The organism is Paenibacillus sp. FSL H8-0282 (assembly GCF_037963825.1).
In the GTDB taxonomy this organism is placed as follows: domain Bacteria; phylum Bacillota; class Bacilli; order Paenibacillales; family Paenibacillaceae; genus Paenibacillus_AQ; species Paenibacillus_AQ odorifer.
This window is the reverse complement of the sequence record NZ_CP150146.1, coordinates 1531875-1558496: the sequence shown is the minus strand read 5'-3', so window position 1 is coordinate 1558496 and position 26622 is coordinate 1531875. Positions and strand designations below refer to the sequence as shown.

At 43.4% G+C, this 26622-nt stretch carries 21 protein-coding genes; 5 read left to right on the top strand and 16 right to left on the bottom strand.

Annotated features, from left to right (window positions below; genetic code table 11):
• Window positions 1-3: 3 nt before the first annotated feature.
• Window positions 4-942 carry a sugar ABC transporter permease gene (locus NST94_RS06830; protein WP_036675858.1) on the bottom strand — a complete coding sequence of 313 codons (939 nt, stop codon included), beginning with the start codon at window positions 940-942 and terminating at the stop codon, window positions 4-6.
• A 99-nt stretch (window positions 943-1041) separates the two neighbouring features.
• A complete protein-coding gene (locus tag NST94_RS06825) occupies window positions 1042-2385 on the bottom strand; it encodes a sugar ABC transporter substrate-binding protein (RefSeq protein WP_036675860.1) in 1344 nt (447 codons plus the stop codon).
• Window positions 2386-2708: 323 nt separating this feature from the next.
• Here NST94_RS06825 and NST94_RS06820 point away from each other — a divergent pair, with 323 nt between their 5' ends.
• The 5 genes from NST94_RS06820 (at window position 2709) to nrdF (ending at window position 9949) form a co-directional block, all read left to right on the top strand.
• Complete coding sequence (locus tag NST94_RS06820) at window positions 2709-4436, top strand: sensor histidine kinase (protein WP_256716669.1); 1728 nt, start codon at window positions 2709-2711, stop codon at window positions 4434-4436.
• Window positions 4437-4466: 30 nt separating this feature from the next.
• Window positions 4467-6116 carry a helix-turn-helix domain-containing protein gene (locus NST94_RS06815; protein WP_076185377.1) on the top strand — a complete coding sequence of 550 codons (1650 nt, stop codon included), beginning with the start codon at window positions 4467-4469 and terminating at the stop codon, window positions 6114-6116.
• Window positions 6117-6519: 403 nt separating this feature from the next.
• Entirely contained in the window at window positions 6520-6879 is a 360-nt protein-coding gene (gene nrdI, locus NST94_RS06810; RefSeq protein WP_036675861.1) for a class Ib ribonucleoside-diphosphate reductase assembly flavoprotein NrdI, read from the top strand.
• Complete coding sequence (gene nrdE, locus NST94_RS06805; RefSeq protein WP_339172188.1) at window positions 6866-8950, top strand: class 1b ribonucleoside-diphosphate reductase subunit alpha; 2085 nt, start codon at window positions 6866-6868, stop codon at window positions 8948-8950. The genes nrdI and nrdE overlap by 14 nt, the downstream gene beginning before the upstream one ends.
• A 39-nt stretch (window positions 8951-8989) precedes the next feature.
• The gene (gene nrdF, locus NST94_RS06800; protein WP_076099522.1) at window positions 8990-9949 is read left to right on the top strand and encodes a class 1b ribonucleoside-diphosphate reductase subunit beta; all 960 of its coding nucleotides are present in this window, start codon (window positions 8990-8992) and stop codon (window positions 9947-9949) included.
• A gap of 64 nt (window positions 9950-10013) precedes the next feature.
• Here nrdF and NST94_RS06795 read toward each other — a convergent pair whose 3' ends face one another.
• The 14 genes from NST94_RS06795 to NST94_RS06730 form a co-directional block, all read right to left on the bottom strand.
• The gene (locus NST94_RS06795; RefSeq protein WP_036675871.1) at window positions 10014-10373 is read right to left on the bottom strand and encodes a hypothetical protein; all 360 of its coding nucleotides are present in this window, start codon (window positions 10371-10373) and stop codon (window positions 10014-10016) included.
• Window positions 10374-10871: 498 nt separating this feature from the next.
• Window positions 10872-11645, bottom strand: a complete 774-nt coding sequence (locus NST94_RS06790) for an SDR family NAD(P)-dependent oxidoreductase (protein ID WP_036675873.1) — start codon at window positions 11643-11645, stop codon at window positions 10872-10874.
• A gap of 289 nt (window positions 11646-11934) precedes the next feature.
• Window positions 11935-13185 (bottom strand): HAMP domain-containing sensor histidine kinase, encoded by a 1251-nt coding sequence (locus NST94_RS06785; RefSeq protein WP_339281811.1) that lies wholly within the window; start codon window positions 13183-13185, stop codon window positions 11935-11937.
• Window positions 13186-13298: 113 nt separating this feature from the next.
• Window positions 13299-13958, bottom strand: coding sequence for a response regulator transcription factor (locus NST94_RS06780; RefSeq protein ID WP_339248754.1), 660 nt, complete (start codon window positions 13956-13958; stop codon window positions 13299-13301).
• 15 nt (window positions 13959-13973) lie between these two features.
• On the bottom strand, window positions 13974-14735 hold the full coding sequence (locus NST94_RS06775; protein WP_339281810.1) for a lantibiotic immunity ABC transporter MutG family permease subunit: 762 nt from the start codon (window positions 14733-14735) through the stop codon (window positions 13974-13976).
• Window positions 14736-14737: 2 nt separating this feature from the next.
• Window positions 14738-15484 (bottom strand): lantibiotic immunity ABC transporter MutE/EpiE family permease subunit, encoded by a 747-nt coding sequence (locus NST94_RS06770; protein WP_248547802.1) that lies wholly within the window; start codon window positions 15482-15484, stop codon window positions 14738-14740.
• The gene (locus tag NST94_RS06765; RefSeq protein ID WP_339281809.1) at window positions 15481-16191 is read right to left on the bottom strand and encodes a lantibiotic protection ABC transporter ATP-binding protein; all 711 of its coding nucleotides are present in this window, start codon (window positions 16189-16191) and stop codon (window positions 15481-15483) included. The genes NST94_RS06770 and NST94_RS06765 overlap by 4 nt, the downstream gene beginning before the upstream one ends.
• A gap of 157 nt (window positions 16192-16348) precedes the next feature.
• A complete protein-coding gene (locus NST94_RS06760) occupies window positions 16349-19420 on the bottom strand; it encodes a glycoside hydrolase family 2 TIM barrel-domain containing protein (RefSeq protein ID WP_339281808.1) in 3072 nt (1023 codons plus the stop codon).
• A 37-nt stretch (window positions 19421-19457) separates the two neighbouring features.
• On the bottom strand, window positions 19458-20279 hold the full coding sequence (locus NST94_RS06755) for a carbohydrate ABC transporter permease (protein WP_076185385.1): 822 nt from the start codon (window positions 20277-20279) through the stop codon (window positions 19458-19460).
• A complete protein-coding gene (locus NST94_RS06750) occupies window positions 20279-21091 on the bottom strand; it encodes a sugar ABC transporter permease (protein ID WP_232061505.1) in 813 nt (270 codons plus the stop codon). The genes NST94_RS06755 and NST94_RS06750 overlap by 1 nt, the downstream gene beginning before the upstream one ends.
• Before the next feature lie 228 nt (window positions 21092-21319).
• Window positions 21320-22621 (bottom strand): extracellular solute-binding protein, encoded by a 1302-nt coding sequence (locus NST94_RS06745; RefSeq protein ID WP_076125404.1) that lies wholly within the window; start codon window positions 22619-22621, stop codon window positions 21320-21322.
• Window positions 22622-22805: 184 nt separating this feature from the next.
• Window positions 22806-24596 (bottom strand): sensor histidine kinase, encoded by a 1791-nt coding sequence (locus NST94_RS06740; RefSeq protein ID WP_076125406.1) that lies wholly within the window; start codon window positions 24594-24596, stop codon window positions 22806-22808.
• On the bottom strand, window positions 24593-26152 hold the full coding sequence (locus tag NST94_RS06735) for a helix-turn-helix domain-containing protein (protein ID WP_339172178.1): 1560 nt from the start codon (window positions 26150-26152) through the stop codon (window positions 24593-24595). The genes NST94_RS06740 and NST94_RS06735 overlap by 4 nt, the downstream gene beginning before the upstream one ends.
• 239 nt (window positions 26153-26391) lie before the next feature.
• Window positions 26392-26622, bottom strand: a complete 231-nt coding sequence (locus NST94_RS06730; RefSeq protein ID WP_076125408.1) for a hypothetical protein — start codon at window positions 26620-26622, stop codon at window positions 26392-26394.

Sequence of the window (26622 nt, the reverse complement as noted above, 5' to 3'; positions counted from 1 at the left end):
CTCCTATTGTCCGTATTTCTTCTCGCCGCGGAACTGGACGATGGTGATGCCAAGTACCAGCAGAAACAATACAATGGCCATGGCGCTGGCATATCCGTAATCAAGCGAGCGGAACGCCGTATTATAGATTTGATACACCATAACCCTTGTAGAATCATTCAACTGGTTATCGGCGCCGGCAAATAGGTTGATAAAGATATCGTAGACTTTGAACGAATTGATGACTAGAATCATCAGAACAAAGAAAGAGGTAGGCGCCAGTTGAGGGACCGTCACATTGCGGAATCTTCTCCACGCGCCCGCACCATCAAGTTCAGCAGCCTCATACAATTCAGGGTTGATGCCCTGAAGACCTGCCAAGTAAATAACCATGTAATAACCCATATTTTTCCACACTGTAAACAGTATTACTGTGAACATCGCCCAGTGTTTATCCGCTGCCCAGCGGGGAAGATCCTCCAGCGGGATACCGGTAAGGGTATGCAGGATATTGTTGATCGGACCCATCGTAGGACTGAAGATAAAGTTCCATACGGCAGCAACGGCTACCAGGGATGCTACATAAGGGAAAAAGAATACGGTTCTCATGAAATTGCGGGCCATTATCTTCTGATTAAGCAGAATCGCCAGCGCCAGCGCGACAATCATGGTGAACGGTACTACGCCAATAGTGTAAACAATGGTATTCCATAATGCTTTGTGAAATGTTGTATCTCTGATCAACCGGGTGAAATTGTCCAGCCCGATAAACTTCATTGGATTGGCCCCGTCCCATTTCACAAAAGCAAGGATAAAGGCAAAAAACATAGGTACCAGTGTAAACAGGGCAAATCCGATAAAGTTCGGCGCAATGAAGCTGTAAGCTACCAGGTTTTCCCGGACACCTTTTGACAAATGACGTTTAGGGATCTTTTTTGTACCCAATATGGTTTCGTTCTGCATTCTTTCTCCTCCAAACCTTCTAAAACTTTCCCCACAAATCTATACTTTTTAATATAAAAGGCGGGCTTTCACCCGCCCTTAGAACCGGCTCTCTTAAGGTTAATTATTCAAGAGCTGCTGTACGCGAGCATTCATATCATCCAAACCTTCGTCAATCGAAGCATTTTTAGTCATAATATTGTCATGCGCTTCATTCAAAATAACTTCGATGTCTGCGCTCTTTTCATGCATAGGCATTTCCAGATAAGTCTTAACAGTAGTCAGTGCCGCTTTGCTGTTCTCATCCGTAGGGAAGCCCTCGATGGAAGTAATGGAATTGATAACTTCATCATTCTTAATCGCTGGAATGGTTCCGGTGGAAGCAATGACTTTAGCGCCTTCTTCACCAGTCACGAATTTCATGAAATCAAGTGCTGCTTCTTTATGTTTGGATTTCTGATTTACAGCTAGGGAAGTAATTGTACCCAGGGTTGTACCGGCTTCCACACCATCCGGATGAGGGTATTTCGCAATGCCCCAGTTAGCCGATTGGGACTCGCCACTCTTCACTTTCTCAATTTGTGTAGCGATAAACCAGCTGCCCATGTTCATAGTAGCAACGGAATTATTGTAGAATACGCCAGAATAGTGCGTACTTGAAGTCTTCAGTGTGGCGTAATCCATTACGATGCCGTCTTCCTGTTCTTTCAGGATCCGCTCATAGGTTGGTTTCAAGAAATCGTAGTTTCCGTCAACAACAGTGTTCTTGCCGTCCAGAATACCGAACAGTTGAACCGCACTACGCCAAGTATGGTAGTGAGCTCCGTACACTTTTTCAGAACCGCTGCCGGAAGTCATTTTTCTGGCCAACTCATCATATTGCTCGAATGTCATATCATTGCTTGGATATTCCACTCCTGCTTTGTCGAACAAATCTTTATTGTAGTAGAGAATCCAGAAATCGCTGCGGAAAGGAAGCGCATACACCTCATCGTTCACTTCGATTTGTTCTACAGTACCTCCATATACCGAAGGATCAATAGCGTTGCCACTCATAAAGCTTTTAAGCGGCTCCAGGTGATTCTGTTTCACAAGGTTCGAGTAGCCCGGAATATCTTTAATTGTAAGTACGTCCAGATCTGCGCCACCGGACAGTTGTGTGCTTAACATGGTCATATAGTCCGTCGACCCCAGATCGACATATTCGATTGTTACATTCGGATGCTCAGCTTTATAGGCATCGATTAGCGGCTTGTAGTAAGCGGTAGCTTCCCAATCCCACAAGGCCCATTTCAAAGTCACAGGCTCCTGGCTCGGTTCAGCGGAAGCGTTTGCAGAATTCCCCGTTGCTGGAGCTGTCGTTGCAGCAGCACCTTCGTTGTTGTTATTACCAGAACATCCAGCCAACAGACTCATGGAGAATACTGTGGCGAGGGTTATGCCATAGAATCTTTTCAGTTTCATTTAAATATCCCCTTTTCTTCTGATTGTGTAACTACGATCGGCTCTTCTGAGCTTAGTTCAAAGTTTATAGCTTTTTTCGCAAGAATGGCATGCATTATCAAACAAAGTTCATTCACTTTTCTGTGTTCTTCTTCCCTGCTCCGGTTCAAACCTGTAATTTTCTATCTAAAACATGTAAAATATTCAGCTTATGTACCTCCCCCTGTATCGGAACGCAGGAATATGCTATGGTATATGAAAACGCTTTATATGTTTTCACATTTTGTAGAGGAGTGTTAAATACGGTAAGAAAATCCACCATTAAAAGTCGCATTATTCTGCTCATGGCCGTATTCGCACTGCTGATAGCGTCGCTGTTGTCTTTTTTTAGCTATGAATTAATTACTTATTATCAGCGTAAAACAACCATCCAGGCGACCGAATTCAATCTGCAGCTGGTATCCCATATTATTGAACAGGATTTAATTGATCTGTCATCGCTGGCGATGACTTGCAGCACTAACTCTTCTACTAATACCCTGATTACAGACTACTTCAGCTCACCTAAGGCTAGCTCTAAGGAAGCAGTTAATGTATTCAACTCGATGCAGCAGGACTTCCTGAACAACCGCTCCAACAGCTATGCCCGCCGTCTGATTGTTACGGATAGCAACGGAAAGTTTCTGCAGGTGGATAAAACCGGCACCTCTGTTCCGCTTACCATACACAATATCGGTCAAATTACCGGCCTTAGCAATGATGCCGAGGAGAAATGGGACCGGGTGATCAAGGACCCGCTCTCCAACACGAACGGAATTCCTTTTGTTTTTCCTATTTACGGCAAAGGAGCTTCCCGCGTTGGAACAGTGTACCTGTTAGCGAATACCACTGTTATTACCGACAAGCTGAAAGGGTACTCCCTGCCGAAGAATTCCCGGCTGCTGCTGACGCTCGGCAATCATCATTATCAGCTCATCGGCGACCAGGTCATCGCCATTGCAGAGCCGTATGAACCGGTGGCCTATACCAATGATAAACCTGTCGGTCCGCAAACTGAGCTATCCATGGTCAAGCTCGAGGACGAGAAAGAGAGCCATATCGTGGTATCTTATCCCGTACGCAGCGGAGTCATTCTGTCACAGACTTTATCCAATGACCTGTTCGCTCCCAAGACAAATATATGGATTCTGGTTATGCTCGGCGTCTGTCTCCTGGTTATTGTCTTAAGCGCTATCATTACGCTGTATCTGACCCGTACCATCAGTCTTCCGGTGGAAAAACTGAAGAAGCGGATTGATAAGATCGCCCAGGGCAATTTCCTGCTGGACCGCAATATCGAATGGAACAGCGAGCTTGGCGATGTCGGCCGGGGCATTAACCGCCTGTCCCAAGATATCGTAGCGCTTATGGACAGCCGGCTCGCTGACGAGAAACAGAAGCAGGAGCTGGAATACCGGATGCTGCAGAGTCAGATCAATCCCCATTTCCTGTACAACACACTGAATTCGATCAAATGGATGGCTACAATTCAGAATGCTACCGGCATCGCGGAAATGACCACTTCACTATCCAGACTGCTGCGCAGCATCGCCAAAGACAACCGTAGACTAATGCCGTTGAAAGATGAGCTGAGCCTGCTGGATGATTATTTTCTAATTCAGAAATATCGCTATGGCAGTACGGTCTCTATGGTAAAGGAGATTGACAACGAGGAACTGCTAACCGGCCTAATTCCACGATTCACGCTTCAGCCCCTGGTCGAGAACGCCATCTTCCATGGCATTGAGCCCAAAGGCAGAGGAGAAATTCTCATTAAGGTGGCCAAAAGTGGATTCGCCGATATTCTAGTTACGATTGAAGACAACGGTATAGGGATGAAGGAAGAAGAAATCTCCACGATTCTGTCGAATCCAGGTAATGGAAGCAAAGAAATGCCCGAGAATATTGGACTCCGCAGCGTAAATGAACGTTTGCGCCTGGCATTTGGGGATAATTACGGTCTTTCGATTGAGAGTGAGTCGGGCCAATATACCCGGATGAAGATTCTTCTGCCGTTCCTGCAAAAGGAATAGAGTAGCATATCAAGCAAGGATGTGATGGAATTGATCAAGTTGTTAATTGCTGATGACGAGGCGCTGGTCTGTATCGGCTTGCAGTCCATGCTGAAGTGGGAGCAATATAATATAGAAATTGTCGGCATTGCACACAACGGGGCTCAAGAGGAAGAAATGATTGACACCCTTCGTCCTGACATCGTAATCAGCGATATAAAAATGCCAATTAAAAGCGGCTTAGAAGTTGCCAATGCGGTACGCAAAAAACACGGCCGGCTTCCGCTGTTCATCATCTTAACAAGCTACGAGGAATTCGAATACGCGCGTGGAGCGATTGAAGTGCAAGCCACAGATTATCTAGTGAAGCTAGAACTGACACCAGAGGCACTTGATGCCTCCATTCGGAAAGCAATTTCCCAGTTGGAGGCTTTTCAAACCCTAGACAGCTATCCCATGCTTGCTCATAGAGGCAATCTACAAGCTCAACGCGATAAATTTTTCATCCGCCTGTTCAATAACTTATTCGCAAATAAAAACCAGTACCTTTTGCAGAGAGATGATTTAAACCTTGAGCTCAAGGAACCTGCTTATCTAGTCTGCACTTGCCGTATTTTGGGGCCAGACAGTGTCCCGCCCCGCGGCGATAAAATGGTTGCTCTGTGCTCAAGTACCGTCCAAATGGCCAAAGATACGCTTACTTCCATAAGACCTTGTTATGTGAGCAGTCTGGACTTGCGCAATTTTGCTGTAACCCTGCCCGTCAACGGGACGGATTCACGGCAATGGATGCCTGAGATTGAAATGCTATTGACCCATATGGCCTCCATACTCCATAACTACTTCAATGTAAGGATCATCGGCGCGATCGGCTTTGCGGTCGAGGATCCTTATTTGCTGCGGGAAAGCTACCTCGCTGCGCGAAAAGCGCTTCCTGCTGCGGTTAAAGCACAGTCGTTTGTGTTTTTTGCCGAAGGAGAGTCGCTGGAGCAGGATCATCTGTTGTTTGATTTCTCCGAATTGCGTACAGAGATCCGCCGTGCTTTTGAAGAAATGGATACCCAAGCTTTATACGCCATTATCTCCAAAATGATCGAAATCTTCGACGGCCGGGCCGACCTGCTGGTTCCCGCCACTGATGCCGCCTGCAACATTCTGTACATGGCCACTTCACTGCTCGCAGACGGTGAGAACATTGTGGAACAAATTTTCGAAAATGAACCGGAGGGCTACCGGGCTATCTACCAGATGCATACGATTGAAGAGATCGCTGGCTGGCTGATCCAGTTCCGGGACGGTTGCTCAGACATCCTCTCTACCCGCAGACAAAGCTACAAGGAGCAGCTCGTCAAAAATGTCCAAGAGTATATTAAACGAAATCTCGGAACTAAGCTCTCGCTCAATCAAGTGGCTGATGTCTTCAATTTCAGTCCCAACTATCTGAGCCACCTTTTCTCCAAGGTTGCCAAGGTCAACTATGTGGAATATATCACGGAGATCAAAATCACGACAGCCAAAGAAATGATGGCACGTGGGGAAGGTCGCATCTACGAAATCTCACAGAAGCTGGGATATGAGAGTGCCTTCTATTTCAGTAAAGTTTTCAAAAAGGTCACCGGAATTTCCCCCAGGGAATACATGCAGCAACTTAAAGCAGATTCACCATCTGACCGAAGCCTCGGAGTGAACAACCGTTCTTGAGATCAAGAGATTATTAAGAATAATCCCACTTCGCAAAAATAAAGCCAATAAATCTGCAAGGAGCAGGCTCTGTTCCTTACAGATTTATTGGCTTGCCATCACCCTCAGCAGCATCCCTAAGTATCACCCTTATTCCTGCAATTTTTTTATTTTTATTTTTAAACTAGCAAAATGCTAATACTCCGGTCTTTCTGCCCTAAAAGTCTACCAAAAAACCGCTTACGAGACACTTTCTCAGCTATTAAGACTGCTGTTCCCATATTGACTTTTCAACATATAGTAATTAAAATAAACAACGCACACTAAATATAGTATAGATACGATTTTTCAGAATTTATAGCTTATCCATTCAGTTTTCATACTATTTTCAATAGTTTTTAATATTTACAGGGGGACAGACACCATGCTAGTCGCGTATGATTCAAAAACAGGAAATGTCAGACGCTTCATCAGCAAACTTAAGTTGCCGGCTGTGCAGATTGAGGAGCATATGACGATTGATGAGCCCTATGTGCTTATTACATATACCACCGGCTTTGGACAGATTCCAGAAAAGGTGTCTACTTTCTTGAAGAACAATAATGCCAATCTGAAGGGCATCGCCGCCAGCGGCAATAAGAACTGGGGCGAGCTGTTCGCGCACAGCGCGGACTTGATTGCAGATCGGTATAACGTGCCCGTTATCGGTAAATTTGAGTTATCGGGTACATTTGGCGATGTAGAACGGATTAAACAGGAGGTGAGCCGGGTTGCGGCATATTGAATTAAACAACATGTTGATGAAGAGAGACGAAAGTGGCTTCTTTCAGCTAGACAAAGATCTTGAGGCAGTAGCCGAATTTATGCGGGATGTAGAGCGGCGGAGTCTGGTTTTTGCGAATACAAAAGCCAAGGTTGATTATATGATTGAACAGGATTTCTACGAGAATTTTTATGAACAGTACAGCACGGCGGAAATTGAAGAAGTCTACCAGATTACCCACGCCTACAACTTCAGTTTTCCATCTTATATGGCAGCTTCGAAATTCTACACGGATTACGCTGTAAAAACCAATGACCGCAAACAATATCTGGAGCATTACCCGGACCGTGTGGCGGCAGTCGCCCTTCACCTGGGACGCGGCAATGCCGATACTGCGGGGGTACTTGCCCGTTCGATGATGGAACAGCGCCTGCAACCTGCGACACCAACCTTCTTAAATGCCGGTAAGAGCCGGCGTGGTGAGCTCGTCTCCTGCTTCCTAATCGAAATGGACGACTCGCTCAATTCCATCAACTATGTGCTGAATACCTGCATGCAGTTGTCGAAGATCGGTGGCGGTGTGGCCGTTAACCTATCCAAGCTACGCTCCCGTGGTGAAACTATCAAGGGTGTTGAGGATGCTGCGAAGGGAATTATACCTGTACTTAAGCTGATGGAAGACGGCTTCTCCTATGCAGATCAGATGGGTCAACGTAAAGGATCAGGAGCAGCCTATTACAATATTTTTGGCTGGGACGTTCTGGAATTCCTCGACAGCAAGAAAATCAACGCCGACGAAAAAACAAGACTCAAAACCCTGTCCATCGGCCTGATTATTCCAAACCGCTTCTATAAGCTGGCGAAGGACAATGAAGCGCTGCATGTATTTGCTCCTTACAGTGTGTACAAAGCCTACGGCACGCATCTCGACGATATGGATCTGGATGACATGTATGATAAGCTGCTGGCCGATCCACGTGTCAAAAAGAAGAAAGCTATGAGCGCACGGGATATGCTGACCAAAATTGCCATGATCCAGCTGGAATCTGGCTATCCATATATCATGAACAAGAGCAATGCCAATGCGGCCCATGCCCTGAAAAACGTCGGTCAGATCAAAATGTCCAACCTTTGTACTGAAATCTTTCAGCTGCAGGAGACCTCAGAGATTGCCGACTACGGACAGGAGAGTACAATCCGCCGCGATGTAAGCTGCAATCTGGCTTCCTTGAACATTGTTAACGTGATGGAACATGGCAAAATCCGTGAATCCGTACATGAGGGCATGATCGCCCTGACCGCTGTTAGCGATATGACCAGTATTTCCAATGCCCCAGGCGTAGCCAAAGCAAACAAGGAAATGCACTCTGTCGGTCTTGGCGTCATGAATCTGCACGGCTATCTGGCTAAGAACAACATTGCTTATGAAAGCGAGCAGGCCCGCGATTTTGCCCGGACCTTCTTTATGACCATGAATTTCCACTCGCTGGAGAAAAGCATGGAAATCGCTGCCGCCACGGGCCGATCTTTCCATGGATTTGAGGCTTCTGATTATGCTACGGGAGCTTATTTTGAGCGTTACCTGACTACCGATTACCGTCCAGCTACCCCAAGGGTACAAGAGTTATTCGGAGATATTTATATCCCATCCCCAGCAGACTGGGAACAATTGCGGGATGCGGTAAAAACAAATGGCCTATACCATGCTTACCGTTTGGCGATTGCGCCAACGGCCAGCATTTCCTATATCCAAAACGCCACTTCAAGCGTTATGCCGATTGTTGAGCAGATTGAGACTCGGACTTATGCTAATTCAACTACTTATTATCCGATGCCGTACCTGCGGCCGGACAATGTGTTTTTCTATAAATCGGCTTACCAGATGGACCAGTTCAAGGTAATCGATCTGATCGCGGAAATTCAGCCCCATATCGACCAGGGTATCTCGACCGTTCTGCATGTTAACAGTGATGTTTCCACCAGAGAACTGGCCCGCTCCTACCTGTATGCGGCGCATAAAGGCTTGAAGTCGCTGTATTACACCCGGACCAAAAAGCTGTCCGTCGAGGAATGCCTCACCTGCTCGATCTAAAAGGAAGGCTATAGCCGCAGAAAAGGAGATTGCAATATTATGACCGCTATCCAAGCCGTTAACTGGAACCGTCCCGACGACGATTTCTCATTGATGTTCTGGAATCAGAACATTATGCAATTCTGGACGGACGATGAAATTCCATTATCCGATGATAAAATGTCCTGGCTCACACTCAGTGAGCAAGAAAAGGACTCCTATATGAAGGTGCTGGGCGGCCTGACACTGCTGGATACGATTCAAGGCGGAGTCGGAATGCCACAGATTATGGAGCATGTCGAAGGCCTTCAACGCAAAGCCGTACTGGGCTTCATGGGTATGATGGAACAAATTCACGCCAAATCGTACAGCAGTATTTTCACCACTTTGTCCTCTACAGAGGAGATCGACAGTGTATTCCGCTGGGTAGAAGAGAACCCCTTCCTCCAGTTCAAAGCGGAGACCATCTCACAATATTACAAAAACATAGACTCACCAAAAGACCTGTACCTCGCCATGGCAGCCTCCGTGCTGCTCGAGAGCTACTTGTTCTACAGTGGTTTCTTCTATCCCCTATATCTGGCTGGGCAGGGCAAAATGACTTGCAGCGGTGAGATCATCGACCTTATTCTACGGGATGAGAGCATCCATGGGGTATATGTCGGCGTGCTGGCACAGGAGATCTTTGACGGGCTCCCAGAAGACGAGCAACGCGAACTTCACCATACGCTGGTAGAATTGCTTCGACTGCTGCATGAGAATGAAGAGCGTTATACCGAGCAGATCTATGCCCCTATCGGATTGGTGGACGAGGTTAAGACTTTTCTAAGATACAATGCCAATAAAGCGATGATGAATCTGGGCCATGATCCGCTATTTGACGAGGAAGAGATCAACCCGATTGTTCAGAACGGGATCAGCACCCACACCAAGCAGCATGACTTCTTCTCGAAGAAAGGCAACGGATATGTCCGGGCGCTTAATGTGGAGCCACTGAAGGATGAAGATTTTCAATTTTAAATATAGATAAAACAAAAAGTGCGGAGAAAGCTCTCCGCACTTTTTGCTAACTCTATTTATTAGATTATTGCAATTTTTTCAGTACTGTTCTAGCTTCTTCATAGGTATCGTAAGCATCAGCAAAATCTCTGCCAAAAATACGTTTCAATTGCATTTTCCAAATTGGGTTTTTAGTTACATAAGCCCATCCTGCTTGGCCAGCTGCTTTCGCCATCTCACCTGTTGGAGCCAACATTGCTGCAACTTCAGGGGAAAGTACACTTGCAGATTCAGTTACATCAGTTGTACCTGTAAATTTAGGACTAACAAGCTTCATGATATTCTCAAAATCTTTCAAGTATCCTGGAACATCCTCAGCAGAAAAATCGATAGATACTACATCGATGTGGTTTTCACTTTTGTTGTATTTAATTGTGTATGACATAATTGTATTCCTCCAAGTTTTAATAGTTATTTTTTAATAATAGAAAGTAATGTATGTAACTCCAACAGACAAAAAATTTCTGCCCAGGCTTTTCAGTAACTTCTACTTTTGGCAACTGGGTTTGGAACAAACTGCCTTGTTTAAATGATGCCATATCGTTACAATCAATAGTTAATGACATCTATTTCCTGTATCGTTTTATTGCAACATCCTTTCTAATATATTTTAACTCATACCTATTACCTATATTATTATCGACAAATTTCTTTTTTTATTTATATTAAAATACAAATTTCTACAAATTCCAACATATCCATGGTTATATTTGCCTTAATTTCATTCACACTTGTGTAATTCCGTTATCGTTTAGAAACAACTAAAAAAGGCTCTGCGTGCGCCTTCCAACTCCAGTCCATTCATCCTATAGGATATTCGAACAGGAATACGCCGCAAAGCCTTCGATACTAGATGCTTATATAAGTAAATTAATCCGTCTAATTACTTAGTTGCGGAGTAGCCCCCGTCAATCACATGTGCTGTACCTGTAATAAATGAAGCCTCATCACTTAGAAGGAAACATGCAAAAGCAGCTACTTCCTCAGGCGTACCATATCTGCCCAAAGCCGTTCCAGAAGCGATAAGAGATTGAAGCATCTCTACATCATCAGACAACAACTTTTCGTATCTGTTCATGGTTGGTGTAGGAATAGGACCAGGGCAAATAGCATTTACTCTGATATTACGGTGACCCACTTCTTTAGCAACCGATTTAGTCATGCCCACAATGGCGTGTTTACTTGCTGAATAAGCTGCATCATTTGCCATCCCAATAAAAATACCATGCAAGGAGGAACAGTTTAGAACGGAAGCACCGGATTTCATATGTGGTAATGCATAATGCAACATGTAGAATTGGCCATTAAGATTTGTCTGAATCACCTTTTGAAACAATATCGGATCATATTCTGTAACATCCGCATTATCTCCTGTAATTGCTGAGTTATTATAAAGGCAATCAATCTTTCCATAAGCTGCTAAGGTTTGATCTACGATATTTTTGCAGTCTGCTTCAACTGAAACGTCTGACCGCACAAACAGCGCTTCTCCACCTAAAGCTTTGATTTCTTCGACTGTGTTAGCGCCAGCATCTGATCGATTGGCAACTACTACAGTACCACCCTCTCTTGCTACTCTCAATGCTGTAGCTTTTCCGATTCCGGTACCAGCACCCGTAATAATAACTACTTTGTTTTCAAATCTGTTGCTACTCATTATGCGCACCACTTTCTTATGTCTTTTTCAGGAAGAGGATTTGAACCTCATAGACCCTAATGTCACCTGATACAATGTGGATTGGAACATTTTTGCAGAAAAATCGACAAAATTATCCTCTATATGACAACTTTATTGTATTTAATTGTATATAGCAATCAATATTTTAATCTACTTTTCCAACAATTGAGAATTTGGTTTTGATCGTCATAAAAAATACACCCCTTAGAATTTCATCAGATAAACCAGAAGTTTTATCCAATGTTATTCTAAGAGGTGTAATAAACCTCTACCTAACTCCACGAACTGGGACGTCGATTCGAACTTGACCTCCACTCGTCAGGGGAGAATTGCTAATATGCAGACTACCCTGATGCTGCCTGACAATGGTGTCGGCAATGTAAAGTCCCAATCCATAGTGACTTTTGGAGGTACGGCTACTGTCCCCTTGATAAAACTGCTTAACTGCTGATTGGAGTCCCTCACTTGTAAATCCTGATCCACTGTCTGTTACCGTTATACTCCACCGATCTTGTTTTGCCTCAACCTGCAAATAAATCACACTCTCATACGGGGAATACTCTACCGCATTAGCGAGTACATTCATCATAGCCCGATGAAGTAGCTCATCGTCAATCAACACCTCATGGGGCAGATTATTGTCCTGGTGAAATTCTATCTGAAGACGCTTAGGGACAACCAACGCATCTAACTGCATACGAATTTGCTGGATAAAGGCATCCGTTGCAACCCATTTAGAGCGGGGAGAAATTTGTTTTCTTGTATTAGAAATCTCAATGAGTGTTGCCATGTATTGTTCGATTTGATCTGCATTTTTGGAAATATACCCTATATATTCTTGCTGATTCTCTGCTAAATCTGAGTCTATCAGCAAATCTGCATTTCCTTGAATAATCGTAAGAGGAGTCTTAATGTCGTGGGCAAGCGCAGAAATCTGCTCTTTTTTCATTTGTTCCAGATTCCATTGCTGTTCTAGCGACTTTTTCAATTCCTCTCTCAGCTGTTCCAGGGATGATAGCACCTCATCAATTTCACTGACCCCAGAATACACGACAGTAAAATCCAAATTCTTAGCTTCAATGTGATGTGCAGCTTCCTGCAAGGAAGCCATTTTTTGACTCAGTCTTCGAGCGAAAAATCCAGAAATCAGAATAACTTCCAGTAACATCAGAACTACAAAAAACAGCAATAGCGTTAATTGCGGATTAGGCAGCGTGTTATGCAGAAAATTTGAGGTGAACTGCGGTACAATTGCATATTGCAGTACGATAACCTCATGCTCCCGCTCAATCACATCGGTGCAGTTTGTACCCATGAGATTGCAACTGCTTTGATTCTTCTGCAATATATCTAGAGCACGTTCTTTAGGAATATTTCCTGAAATATAGTTCTTTTGCTGATCCAATACCGCATATTCCGCTCCCCAAGGGATCATTTCTTCCGTAATTTGTGGCGCACGCTGCAAAACATCCCAAGACTTTGCAATGGATTGCTCGGTATGGTTTGCTGGAACAATCATTCCATACTGCATTAAGAGAGTAAATACCCCTAAACACAGAAATGCCAATAATAGAGTACACGCACCTAATGATAATAAATATTGAATGAAGACTGTACGGAGCCGTATTCGTTTCACACCCATTTGTAACCTATCCCCCAAACGGTTTCAATCGGTGAAACCTCCCTCGCACTCAGCTTACTGCGGATATTTTTCACATGTTCTGTAATAGTTGAGCTATCGCTTTCTCTGTCATAGCCATAAACCGATTCATAAATTTGTTCTTTGGAAAAAACCTGACCTTTATTTCTAGCAAGAAATTCACATATCTGATATTCACTTTTAGTGAGATTTATTTTCTCTTTATCAACAAAAATCTCCTTTGCCGAGAGATTGAATTTCACTCCAGATGCGCTTAACATATGATTTTTCCCTCGATTTTCACGCCGCAAATGAGCGTTCACCCGAGCCTTCAACTCGCCTGCGCGAAAAGGCTTCACGATATAGTCATCTGCACCTACACTAAGTCCAAACATAATATCCGTTTCCATTGATTTAGCTGTAAGAAACAGAATCGGACAGTCTACGATATCCCTGATTTGAGTACAGAGCTCAAAACCATCGATATCTGGCATCATCACGTCCAACAGGATTAAATCAAATGTCGAGTACTCATTCAAAGGCATATGTCGTGCACTTGTTTTTATCGTAACCCTATGGTGATCTTTGCTAAGAATATTATTTACTAGCGCCAAAATATCAGGTTCATCATCTATTATTAAAATATTAGCCAGTGACCTCACTCCTATTTATTCATATGATTTCCTACCCTGAAAGTAATAAAACCATATCAAGCCTAACACTGCCATTACCATTGTACTAATAAGTATAGCAGGTACGGAATGAAGAAGTTGCAGCTTCAATACTTCCGTTTCAATGAGCCCGTTGGGTTGTGCATAAAATAAGGGAAGTTGAATCATCCGCATCGACCAGGCCCACGGTATGTATAACCACACTTTATCTCCTACAATTGTTCCACCTACGATGGCTGCAATTAGCGTACCTGCACTACCCACCGTTAGAGAAAGTCCCATGCCTCCAGCATAACTTAAGATGAGATGAAAGATCATTAAGATTAGAGCAGTGCCTACTACCCAACAAGCTCCTTGCCAGAATATTAGATATTGTATCCGCTCTATATGCAAAATTTTTTTCATGCCCAGTATTAGAATTGATGTTGAACCGAATACGATCCATATCATCGCCAAGATTATGAACCCTAGTTTTCTTATATAACACTTCGGACGTGAAAGAGCACTTAATAGATTATAGAATCCCCCTGCCCCCTCCTCTAAACCACTCATTAAAGCAGAGAATAATCCTATCCCAACAGGCAACCCAAAGGCTAGTAATGAAAAATAACCATCATAGATGTGAAGCTGATCCGCACGCTGTGAAAAATACCAAAGTACCATCATCGGATATAGAACAGGAACAAGGAATATCAACCAACGAATTGCAGTGTGCTTAGTCATCAACCATTCAGCTTGTAATAGTCGGAGTATCACCATCTCTATCGCACCTCTCTTCTACTAAACCAGCAGCTAGTTAAGGTGAGGGTTACCAAAAAGAATACAAGCGACACCACAATTCCAGGTAAAATAACCGAAGAGTCTCTTAGAGCATCCTGTGCTGAAAGAGCCACACCATTGGGACGCACACCAACAATCGGACACATTAACCTTAAAGCCCAACTCCACGGAACATAAATCCATGAAGGTTGATCCGCTGCTAGTACACTCACAATCATCCCAAACAGACCTGCAAGAATAGATACTACCGCCCCAAATTGTTCGGCTAAGAATAGATAGATTGGAATCATCCCCAAAGAGGTCAACCAAACAACAATAGCGGCTGTTGTAATTTCAGATAAGGGTGCTGCACCCAAAGGAAACAAAAGACCAGATAGGTACATTACTGCAATAAGGAGCAGCGAAGACAGCAGCAAATAATATGACACCACAATTATTTTACTGAGCCAAAGTTTAGCGATACTAATTCCGTGACTGCTTAAGCTACGGTACCCTCCAGCCTTACGATCCTTGTTATTCGATAGTGTAGACAACAAAGCAGATCCTATGGTCATGAATAACAGCGGCCACCAATTAAATACCATTTCCATAAAATAGTGGTCTTCCGTTTGCAGGTTCTGTTGTGTGAAAAATGAAAATAGAAGAAAAAACAGTGGCACCACGACAATCAATTTTCGCGAAAATGTTCGTTTGAATTTAAGATTTTCGGATAAAAGATAGTGGATCATCTTGTTACCTCCTGTCTGTTCCGAGTCACGACTTCCATGAACAATTCCTCCAAATCATCACCAGGATATATTGCATTCTGATACCCTAGAACACCATTACTAATGATCCCAATATGATCGGCAATTTGCTCCACCTCATGAAGAATATGACTCGATAAGATGACGGTAATCCCTTGTGCAGGAAATGAGCGTATAAGCTCACGTAATTCCTGAATCCCAATCGGATCAAGCCCATTTGTCGGTTCATCCAGAATCAAGAGTCTAGGTTGATTTAACAAGGCGATCGCAATCCCGAGACGTTGCTTCATGCCCATAGAGAATTGTCCAACTCTTTTTTTGCCTGTTGTTGTTAAATCAACAATTTCAAGAACTTCCCGAATCCGAGAATCCGGTAAGTTTAATATTGTCGTATGTACCTTCAAATTTTGGGCAGCAGTCAAATTCCCGTAAAGTGGCGGGGACTCAATCAGCGCTCCAATGTGTAGTAAATCCTTACGTGTCCATGGATGACCGTCAAATAAAATTTGTCCTGACGTCGCTCGAAGAATCCCTGTTATCATTTTTAGAGTCGTCGATTTACCTGCGCCGTTTGGGCCTAGCAGTCCATAAATCGAATTAGTTTTTACGGTTATGCTGATATCGCTAACCGCACGCTGCCCCCTGAAACTCTTGGATAAATTATTAGTTTGTAAAATATACTCTCCCATCCTACATCATCCTCTCATTTGCTATACGTTGATCATATATAGCAAATCTAAGGACTTTATAAGGTTTTACTGAGCTCAAATTATAAGGAATTATAACGAGCATAAAAAAAGCTCGGTTCAAATTTAACATTGAACCGAGCCTGTTGAATTTTTATCATCATGCTCTGCGAATTGTAAATTCAAAATCCATATCTAAGGATGGATTGATTTGATATTCATCAAGAACTGGAGCTCCCCAGCTGTCATCCCCGCCTACACCCATTTGACGTCCAGCAATGGTAACAACGGTATAGTGGACGTTTGGCAGCTCATAATGATGTGTCGCATTCTCCAGCTCCATTGCCGAGTAAGGCGAGATATTGGCTTCAACAGGGGCTGTAGCTGGTGCCGATATTATAATGCCTTGGCCATAATCGTTCTTAATCGATACTTCGCGCACACCTGTGCGGTTGCCCGATTCCTGCGGCACCAAATAGGACGACACATTGTCCACCGCATGATTCTGGAAGCGACACAATCTCGCCCCACACGCACGGTCGATATAATTTTCTTCCGGCCCATTTGCATACCAATTCAGCTGGTGATAATCCGCTGGCACCTTAAAGCTTAAAGCGAAGATCGGAAGCTTTGGTAAACCCGCTGCTCCATGGTAGCTTGATTTCACCTGTATGCTTCCATCGGAGAACACTGTGTAAGTTACACTTACACGTACCTCCTCTGATACACTAAGCTTATACACGTAAGTCACCGTCGCACGGTCTTTCTCCTCCACGAGTTCGAAGCTTAACGTTCTACGGGTCAAGCTTGCTGCATACCAAGGGGAAGAGTCGAAATGCATTCCTGCCCCCTTGTCATTGTCTGTCATTGCTCTCCAGAAGAGCGGTGCGGGCGGTGAAGAGATCATTTCCTGCCCTGAATATTTAACAGAAATTAATGTACCCGCCTGCTTTGAGAACATTACGGAGAAGTCGCGACCATGTACGCCAATATTCACATCTCCTTCAACCACGCGAAAATCATTCACGACAGATGTTATCTTAGCATCTGTTAAAGACTCCTCGGCTGACGTATTTGCCACTTGAAAAACATGCTGGCCAAAAGCGATTTCATAACCGCTATTCGCCCATAATGAATTTTCCTTCAGGACAAGTGAAACATCCAAGCTATACTCGCCAGGCTGATTCTTAATATCAGGTTGATCCACTTGTACATATTTTTCCTCGCCCGGATTAACCTGAGCGAATACAGTTCCACGCTGGATGACCCTACCCTCATAGTTCAGAGCGTATTGTAATTCATAAGCATCCAAGCCCACAAATAAGTTTTCATTTCTGATTGTAAAACCCTGACTGTCCGGGAGCAGCTTGACGTTCTGATACAGAAATTTCACTTCCTGCATTTTTGGCGACCATCTCCGATCCGCATACACAATTCCGTTACCGGAGAAGTTGTAATCGGTTGAACGGTCATCAAAGTCTCCTCCATAAGCCATGAAGGGCTTACCGTATCGATCATTTTTTATAATCACCTGATCCATATAATCCCAGATAAATCCACCCTGATACATTGGATACTTCTGTTCTAGCTCTGTGTATTTATGCAGTCCCCCGACGGAATTACCCATCGCATGCATGTATTCACAGCTAATATATGGCTTTAACGGATCTTCTGTTAAATATCTTTCAATATCTGCCGCTTTCGCATACATGCGGCTTTCCATATCGCTCGAATCATCATATTCACGGTTATGGAACACCCCTTCATAATGAACCAAACGAGTAGGATCCTTCTCTCGAAAATAATTGGCTACGTTCAAAATTACTTCTCCTGCAAAAGATTCGTTCCCACAGGACCAAATTAGAATGGAGGGATGGTTTTTGTCTCTCTCTACCATGGAAATCGCACGATCCATCACGATATCCTGCCATTCAGGCTTATTGCCGGGGATGTTCCAAGACGGCTCAATGGCCCCCATTTTCTGCCATGATCCATGCGACTCTAAATTCATCTCGTCAATGACATAGACTCCGTATTCATCACACAACTCATACCAGAGTGTCATATTCGGATAGTGCGAGGTCCGCACAGCGTTGATGTTCGCCTGCTTTAAGGTTTTTATGTCCCACAGCATATCTTCTTTTGTAATGCTGCGTCCAAAGCGCGGATTAAACTCATGTCGGTTGACACCTTTAAATACAATACGTTTGCCGTTTAAGTGCATAATCTTATCTATCATTTCGAATTTCCGAAAACCAATTTTTTGCGGCACAACTTCTACAAGATCCCCGGATGCGTTGTAAACAGAGACGTAAAGGGTATACAGATTAGGAGCTTCAGCGCTCCACAGCTGCACCTTTGTTGCCGCAAGCGTAAGCGAAAGGGAATCTCCTGAAACTTCACTTTCAGTACTAGCCACAAGATTACCTGCTCTATCCTTAAGCTCAAGGAGCACTTTTGAGGCAGACTTACCTATCAATTGCATGACAGTCGTCAGCGTTCCTTGCTCAAACTTTTCATCCAAATCGGTTTGAACATGGAGATCCCGCACATGAACATCCGGCACGGTGTATAGATACACCTCACGAAAGATTCCCGAAAAGCGCCAGAAGTCCTGATCCTCCAACCAACTCCCCGTGCTGCGCTGATAGACTTCGACCGCCAGCTTATTTTCACCTTCCGTCAAGTACGATGTTAAATCAAATTCACTCGGTGTAAAGCTATCTTCGCTATAGCCAACAAATTCCCCGTTTAGCCATATATAAAAAGCCGATTCAACTCCTTGAAAAGAAATATACACCGGACGTTGCTCCCAGCCCGCAGGAACTTCAAAATATTTGACATAGCTGCCTACAGGATTGTGGTCCTCAGAGATCATTGGAGGTCTAAGATGCTCATGACCGTCCCATGGGTACATCGTATTCACGTACTGAGGCTGCCCATAACCCTGAAGTTGGATATGACCGGGAACTTTAATATCCTTCCAGCCTCTGCAAGACACGTTCTCCTTATAAAAATGAACCTGTCGTTCCATGGCATTTTGGGCATAGCTAAATTTCCAGCTGCCGTTCAGGCTGTGGCGCCAGGGCATTTCTCCAAGCGCTTCGGCTTCATTTTTCGTTTGGTAATATCGATGGTCAGAATGCGCGTGCACTCTGCCTATTGCATAAATGGAAGGGTCTGATAACCATTCCAGACTTGGAGTGAGGTTTCGTTCAACCTGCTGCTTCATCTATATTTCCTCCTCTATTCATAACATGATCGCTAACTTATTTAACCGAACCCGTCATCCCAGCTACAAATTGCTTTTGCATCATGAAGAACACTAGTGCTGTCGGCAAGGTTGTAATGACAATCGCAGACATGATCAGACCATAGTCAGGGGCATAACCTGAGCCTAGATTCGAGATAAGAAGAGGCACAGTCATATTTTCTGGTGATTGCAATACGATCAAAGGCCACAGATAATTGTTCCAGCTGTTTAAAAATGTGATAATCGCTGCGGCAGCGTAAGTTGATTTCATCGTTGGCATATAAATGCGGAAGAACAAACCAAATTCCGAAAGACCATCGATGCGCCCAGCCTCCATCATATCCTTAGGAAACATTTTTGTACTTTGACGAAAGAAGAAAATTAGAAATGCTGTTGTAAATGTCGGAAGAATGACCGCCGATGCTGTATCGATGCCCAGAAAAGGCACTACACTAGATACTTTTGCGAACATTTGAAATAGAGGTACCATGATCGCCGCAAATGGAATCATCATTGAAGCAAGTAAAATATTGAATACGATATCTTTACTCCGGCTGCGGTACATTTCAAAACCATATCCAGCCGCCGATGCGACTAGCAGTGAAAGCACAGTAGTCACCACAGAGATTTTTGCAGAGTTCCAGAGAGCCTGCCACATATCCACTGAACTAAATAGATTGTTTATATTTTTCACTAAATGTGCACCCGGCAACAATGTTCCTTTGGTTACATCAACCGACTGGTTCGTGGCGCTTATAACCATCCAGATAAATGGAAAGATAGAGATCAGCGCAGCGATGATTAGAAAAACGTAAGTAAACATGCGTTTGGTTTTCATTATCTCTTATCCCCTCCTACTTTGTTCTGAATAAGCGTCAGAATGAGCACCATTACAACAATCGAATAGGAGACGGTTGCAGCGTATCCAAAGTTAGGTGTGTATTCAAAGGAAAGGTTATAAATATATTGGGAAATCGACATGGTTGCATTGCCGGGTCCACCTTTCGTGATGTTAACCACCTCGTCAAACAACTGAAGGGTACCAATGGTCGATGTGATCGTCGTGAACAAGATAATCGGCTTCAATAGGGGAATTGTAATTTTGAAAAATTGTGTAAATGCACTCGCACCATCTATATGAGCAGCCTCATATATTGATTTGTCGACATTTTGCAGTGAGGACAAATAGAAAATCATATTATAGCCAGTAAAGCGCCAAGTGATAGCGATAATGATAGTGACTTTGGCCCAGAAGGGGTCAGTAATCCATTGAATCGGTTCGCTGATTAGATGCAGATTCACCAGAAATTTATTGACGATACCTTCGGCTCCAAACATGTACTTGAAAACAACGGAGTAGGCTACAAGTGAAGTTACCGTTGGCAGAAATATGGCCGTTCTGAAAAACCCTTTAAATTTCAGTCTTTCGTCATTTAGCAGCACAGCGATAAAGAGCGCCAGCACCAGCATAACTGGGACCTGAATAATCAAATAAATAAAAGTGTTTTTGACGGCTGTAAGGAAAGTGGTGTCGCTAAACAGCCGAATATAATTATCAAGGCCGGTAAAATGAAGATTATTGCCCCTACCTGTCTTGAAGGATAGAATTAAGGCTTGAATCATTGGATAGAAATAGAAAATACTGATCATAATTACCGGCACAATAACGAATAACCAACCTGTCAGCTGGATCTGCCGTTGACCCTTAGAGCTTTTATGTCTTTGAGAGCTTAGCCCTGGCTTTACATTTTCCACTCCACTTCACACCCTTCTGTCTGATTTATTAGAGATGAAAGCCCCTGCTACCCATCCTTCTGTAGAAATCCAATTTACAGGAGAAGTAGAAGCAAGGGCTTAGATTGTACAGCCTAAGTGTGATTAGCGAACTTGGGTATCTGCTTGCTTCTGGGCATCTTTCAGAACAGTATCTACATCTTTTCCACCAAGATAAGATTGCACTGCTACAACCATAATGTCCTCTATTGCGTAAGTGTTCATGCCGTAGTTGACGTTAGGAATTTGCTCGGTCCATGCCGCAAAATCTGATACAACCTTTTGACCTTTGAAAAATTCATCCGCTGCTGAATAAGCTTCTCCGCTTGCCGCAGCTTTTAAAGTGCCGATAACACCAACTTTTGTATTCAACGTCTGATACAAATCAGCATCAGAAGCAAATGTTTTTGCAAGGAACTCCGCAGCGGCTTCTTTACCATCTACATTCATTACATACCAGGAGCTGCCCCCAAGGTTAGATGCATGGACGGAGCCTGCTGTTGCTGCCAGCTTAGGAAGTGGAGCTACTGCCCACTTACCGGATTGGGAAGCTTCGGCTTTAATTGAAGGGGTAATCCAGTTACCCGTCGGCACGGTTGCCACTTCACCACTATTAAATGCGCCTACAAATTGGCTCCAGTCTGAGTTAACTTTCACGATGCCGGAATCCATCATTTCTTTGTACAATACAAGTGCCTCTTTTAAAGCAGCGTTGTCTGCAATGGTCGGAGTCTGACCGTCTTCACCTGTATACCATGCACCCGCCGATTGAATCATGACCCGGATAAGTCCAAGATCATTGGGATCCAGTGTGATCATGCTTTTGCCGGTTTTTTCTTTTACAGCTTTACCGATCTCGATATATTGCTTCCAGTCGATATCCTGTAGTGCATCCAGGCTGTAGCCAGCTTGCTCAAGATAGTCTGTCCGTACATACATTCCAGTCACACCAGAATCAAACGGAACACCGTATTGCTTGCCGTCAACACTGGTCGGGCCAATCTTATAATCCGCAAAATCAGCGGCTTTTACAACATCAGTCAATTCATAAAAGGAATCCGGATACGCTTGTAAAAAGCTTTGCGCACGGTAATCCTCGATCAATACAATGTTAGGAAGACCCTTCGTAGATCCAGAGTTCAGCCCTGTGTTCAGCTTTTGCACGATATCAGCCTGCGCGTTCTCTACGACGTTTACCGTTATGTCTGGATTGACTTTCGCATAAGCTTCTTTGGCAACATTCATGGCTGCAATGTTAAACGCTGGGTCCCAAGCCCAAACTGTGATTTCTTGTGGCTTACTGCTACCTTCGCTTCCGGAGTTGCCCGTTTCGTTTTTCGTTCCACCTGAGGAACATGCCGAAAGTAGAACCACACTAGCCAGCATCACGGATAATAATTTTTTCACTTCGTAACCCCCTTGTTAATCTGTAAAATAATAAAGATGGAAGCGTTTTCTCTGCTACAATTCCATATTATCATTTTGTATTCGCTTTCTTTGGCATTATCTTTGTTAGCTTTGGTGTTATTATTGGATTCTATTTTCACTCTGAGATCGACTCTGGTACTAATTTTAGATTTTTGTAAATTTTTTAGCTTTTTAACAATGGAAGCGTAATTATAATCTTCGTACCTTCATTTCGTTTGCTTGTGATGTTAATACCGTAACTCTCTCCATACAACAATTTGATTCTGTCATCAACATTCCGTATACCGATCCCAGAGAACAATTGGCGTTTGTGCTTCGAGGCTGGCAACTGTTCTTCTTTCAGAAAATTAGGATCAAGGTCCATCCCGTCACCATTATCTACAACTTCGCATACAAGCTGATCTTCCTGAACGGCGATCATGATTAGAATTCTTCCCTCATCTTTAAGATTGAATGCATGAAAGAACGCATTTTCGATAAAAGGCTGCAGAATTAGCTTTGGCATATGATAATCCAAGCTTTCAGGCTCCACAAAATAATTCACGCGGATCTTCTCGCCATACCTTACATGATTGATATATACATAATGCTTCAGCGATTCTAATTCCTGACTAACAGGTATAGTGGATTGAACATCACTGACAGTATTTTGCAGGAGTGAGATTAGCGAATTTATCGTGCCAGCTGCTTTTTCCTTGTTGCCCTGTTGCACCAGAAATTTGATAGAAGCCAGTGTATTGTATAAAAAATGGGGATTGATCTGCATTTGAAGGGCGGCCAGCTCCGCATTACGCTGCTGCTTCTGGGTCTCCATCAACCGATCAACATAATCATGTAGTGAATCAAGCATAAAATTAAAGGCATTGCCTAGCTCCTTAACTTCATAACTACTAGTGGCGACATCCACGTGGTTATCGAATCCTCCCTTAGGAATACTCGACATCTGTTCAACGAGTACACGCAGGGACTTCGTCATTTTCCTTGTAATTAAAAATACAATAATAAGCGAAATGGCTACGATAGCCATGATCGTCAACGACACTGCTTTGGCATTAACCATCTGCCCGGTCACAGCTTTCTTATCGATCAGATTCACCAAATAAACATCAAATTCAGGCAAGTATTCTGAGAATACTACCCGTTCATTCCCCATCACATAGACAGATTCTCCATTGTCTCCTGTGCTCTGTTCATCAACTACTTCTTGAAGCAGCTGTTGATCGTTCAGCCCAATCAGCTCTGTCCTGTTGCTGGATACGATTTGCCCTTTTGCATTCAGCAACACAACATCATTACCTTCACTCGTAAAATTGGCATAGAAGGCCTTGAAATCGCTATCACGAATTGCAATGTACATAGTGCCATAGATACTGCCGGTCGAATGATCAAATAGAGCTTTAGAAGCCACTAACATGATCTCTTTCTTATGGGTTTGACCATCCTCTTTTTGATAAAGCTGGTACAGAATTTGCTGCGGATGAGCCACTGTCGCTTTCGTAATCGGGTGGTTCTTCAATTCTTCAGCAGTAGCAGACCAATACCAAGGGTCAGTTGAGTAACTTCTGCCATTCGCACCTACAATCATAATCCCCACATCAAAAGCACTGAGGTTGGAGCGGACTGCCCGCATGCTTTCTGTCATCTGGTAGGTTTTGATAGCGAGTGTCAATGAATCCGTCTCTCCCCCAGACAAATAGCTGCGGATGGCACCTTTCTGAGCTGTCATTGTAGCACCCGTAGCTACAACGTTGTTGTAGGACTCCAAGTTTGTCTTCATCTGATTTAGTAGTTTGCCATTCGTTATGCTGAAGGTCTTTAAGAATAAATTTTCTGACATACGGATGGTAATAGACAAAGTCAGCAGGGATACAGCAACAATGCTTATGAGGGTCACAAGAAAAAGCTTGAGAAATAGGCCCTGCTTTCTAATCTTGTTAATGATAGTTCCAATCATGGTCGCTCTACGTCCCGTCTTCGGTACTGGCTCGGAGAAATACCAGCCTGTTTCTTAAACACTTTAGTAAAATAACTCTGATCCGAATACCCCACACTAGCGCTGATATCAGAAATTGTTTTTTCCGTCGTCACGAGTAACTCCATGGCTTTCTCCAACCGGACCTTGTTCAAATATTCATTAAATCCTTCACCATTCTGAGCAGTGAAATGGCTCGATAAATAAGAAGCGTTGAAATGAAACTGCCGCGCAACCCCAGTCAACGTGATGGGATCAGCGTAATGAGTCTGAATGTATTCAAGCAATCGGGTCATATTGGGATTGATCGTTAGGTTCGTCTCACCAATCGCACGTTCAGCTTCGCGAATAAAGGCTTCAGCAACAGCGATTGCGTCTCCGGCATACATCGCTTCATCTATTTTTCGAAAGAAGTCGTATTTGGATGCCTCCAAGCCTCCAGTCTCGTACTTCATTTTTCCAAGTGTGGTCGTTACGTTAAATATGAAATTCCCCAATAACGATTTGAATTCGAAAATATCGGTCCGATAATCCATCGAACGGAGATGAACATATTCCAGAAATCCAGTAAATGCCTTCTGGTATTGCTTACGTTTCAGTTGTTCCATTAATTCGCCCATATCATATTCCTGATAGGCTCTTGGAAGGCTGGGCAAATGATCGTTTTCAATTAAGCTTCGATCCGGCAAGTAGAAACTGTATCGTGTAAGCTTTAAATAATTGTCTCGATAAATCTCTCCCAGCTTATTAAAATCCGTAAAGCTTTGGCTGATAACGAAATGTGTTTCTCTCGCCCAATGATCCATTTCCGAGACCAGATATCGAAGCTCTATAACAAGCTCGTCCCACTGTTCCGGGTTTGCATTAAGCAAATAAATAACTGAATCATTGACAAACTTCAACCGAATAAACACTGTATCACCCAAAGGGAGCGTACTAAGCCCTTTTTCTATTTTCTGTGTGAAAGTTAACCTATCCCCAGAATCTTTAATATGTCTCATATCCGCTCCGAAGAAAGCGAATAGTGGGTGTGGAAACTTCGCATGAAGCAAAGCAGGTTCAAGCCCAGACTCATATCCGGTCATAAGCTTCTCGATAACTAGCAAAATTTGCTTTTCACCAGGATCCGTTCCTTGATCGGACATCTCCATCCCTACCAATTTAGCAGTGGTTTTATTTAGGATGGATAACAAATAGTCAGCTTCCAGCTTTGGCTTTAGAATGTAGTCCGCTACCCCACTTTGAAATGTGGATCGAACATAATCGTATTCACTGAAACTACTTAAGACGATTACTTCAATATGAGGGTATTTCTCCTTAACAATCTTAACCAGTTTCTCTCCGCCCATTATTGGCATAACAATATCTGTAATGATGATATGGGGACTGACCTCATCCATCATATTTAGTGCTTCAAGACCGTTAGCAGCCTCACCAACAATTCGATACCCTTCATTTTCCCAATCCAAAAGATGTTTGATTCCTTGTCTTACAAGCATCTCGTCATCAACAATCATAATTTTGAATATTGGTTTCATTTCTTCCCCCTTGTAACCGTTTTCTTTCCATTTGTTAGTATACAATACATCCAACAAGGAGCAAGCTTCTAGACAAGTAAAGCCGTAAGCTTACTTAAAAATTGTTCATTCCAAATCATATGCCCCGCCGACAAATATGGTCAACCTCTCATTTTTCATTCCATGAAATATTCTTAAATTTAAGGAAATAACTTCTAGCGGATACAACAAAAAAAGCTGCGATAATTGCAGCTTTTTTGTTAATGAAACAATAATCCAAATAAATTATTTATTGGCTTATAGATAAAAATAATAAGAAACAGCGGACTGGGGATGTTCAATTTTAACAACGAGCAGAAGGTCGCACCTAGACCCAAAATCCAAAAAATAAAATATACGCTAAGATCACGCACTCGGCGCTTTCGCATTAATTTAGGCAAATCAAGTGCCATACAACCTACAGCAATCACCGAGAATAACAGTACTAGCAT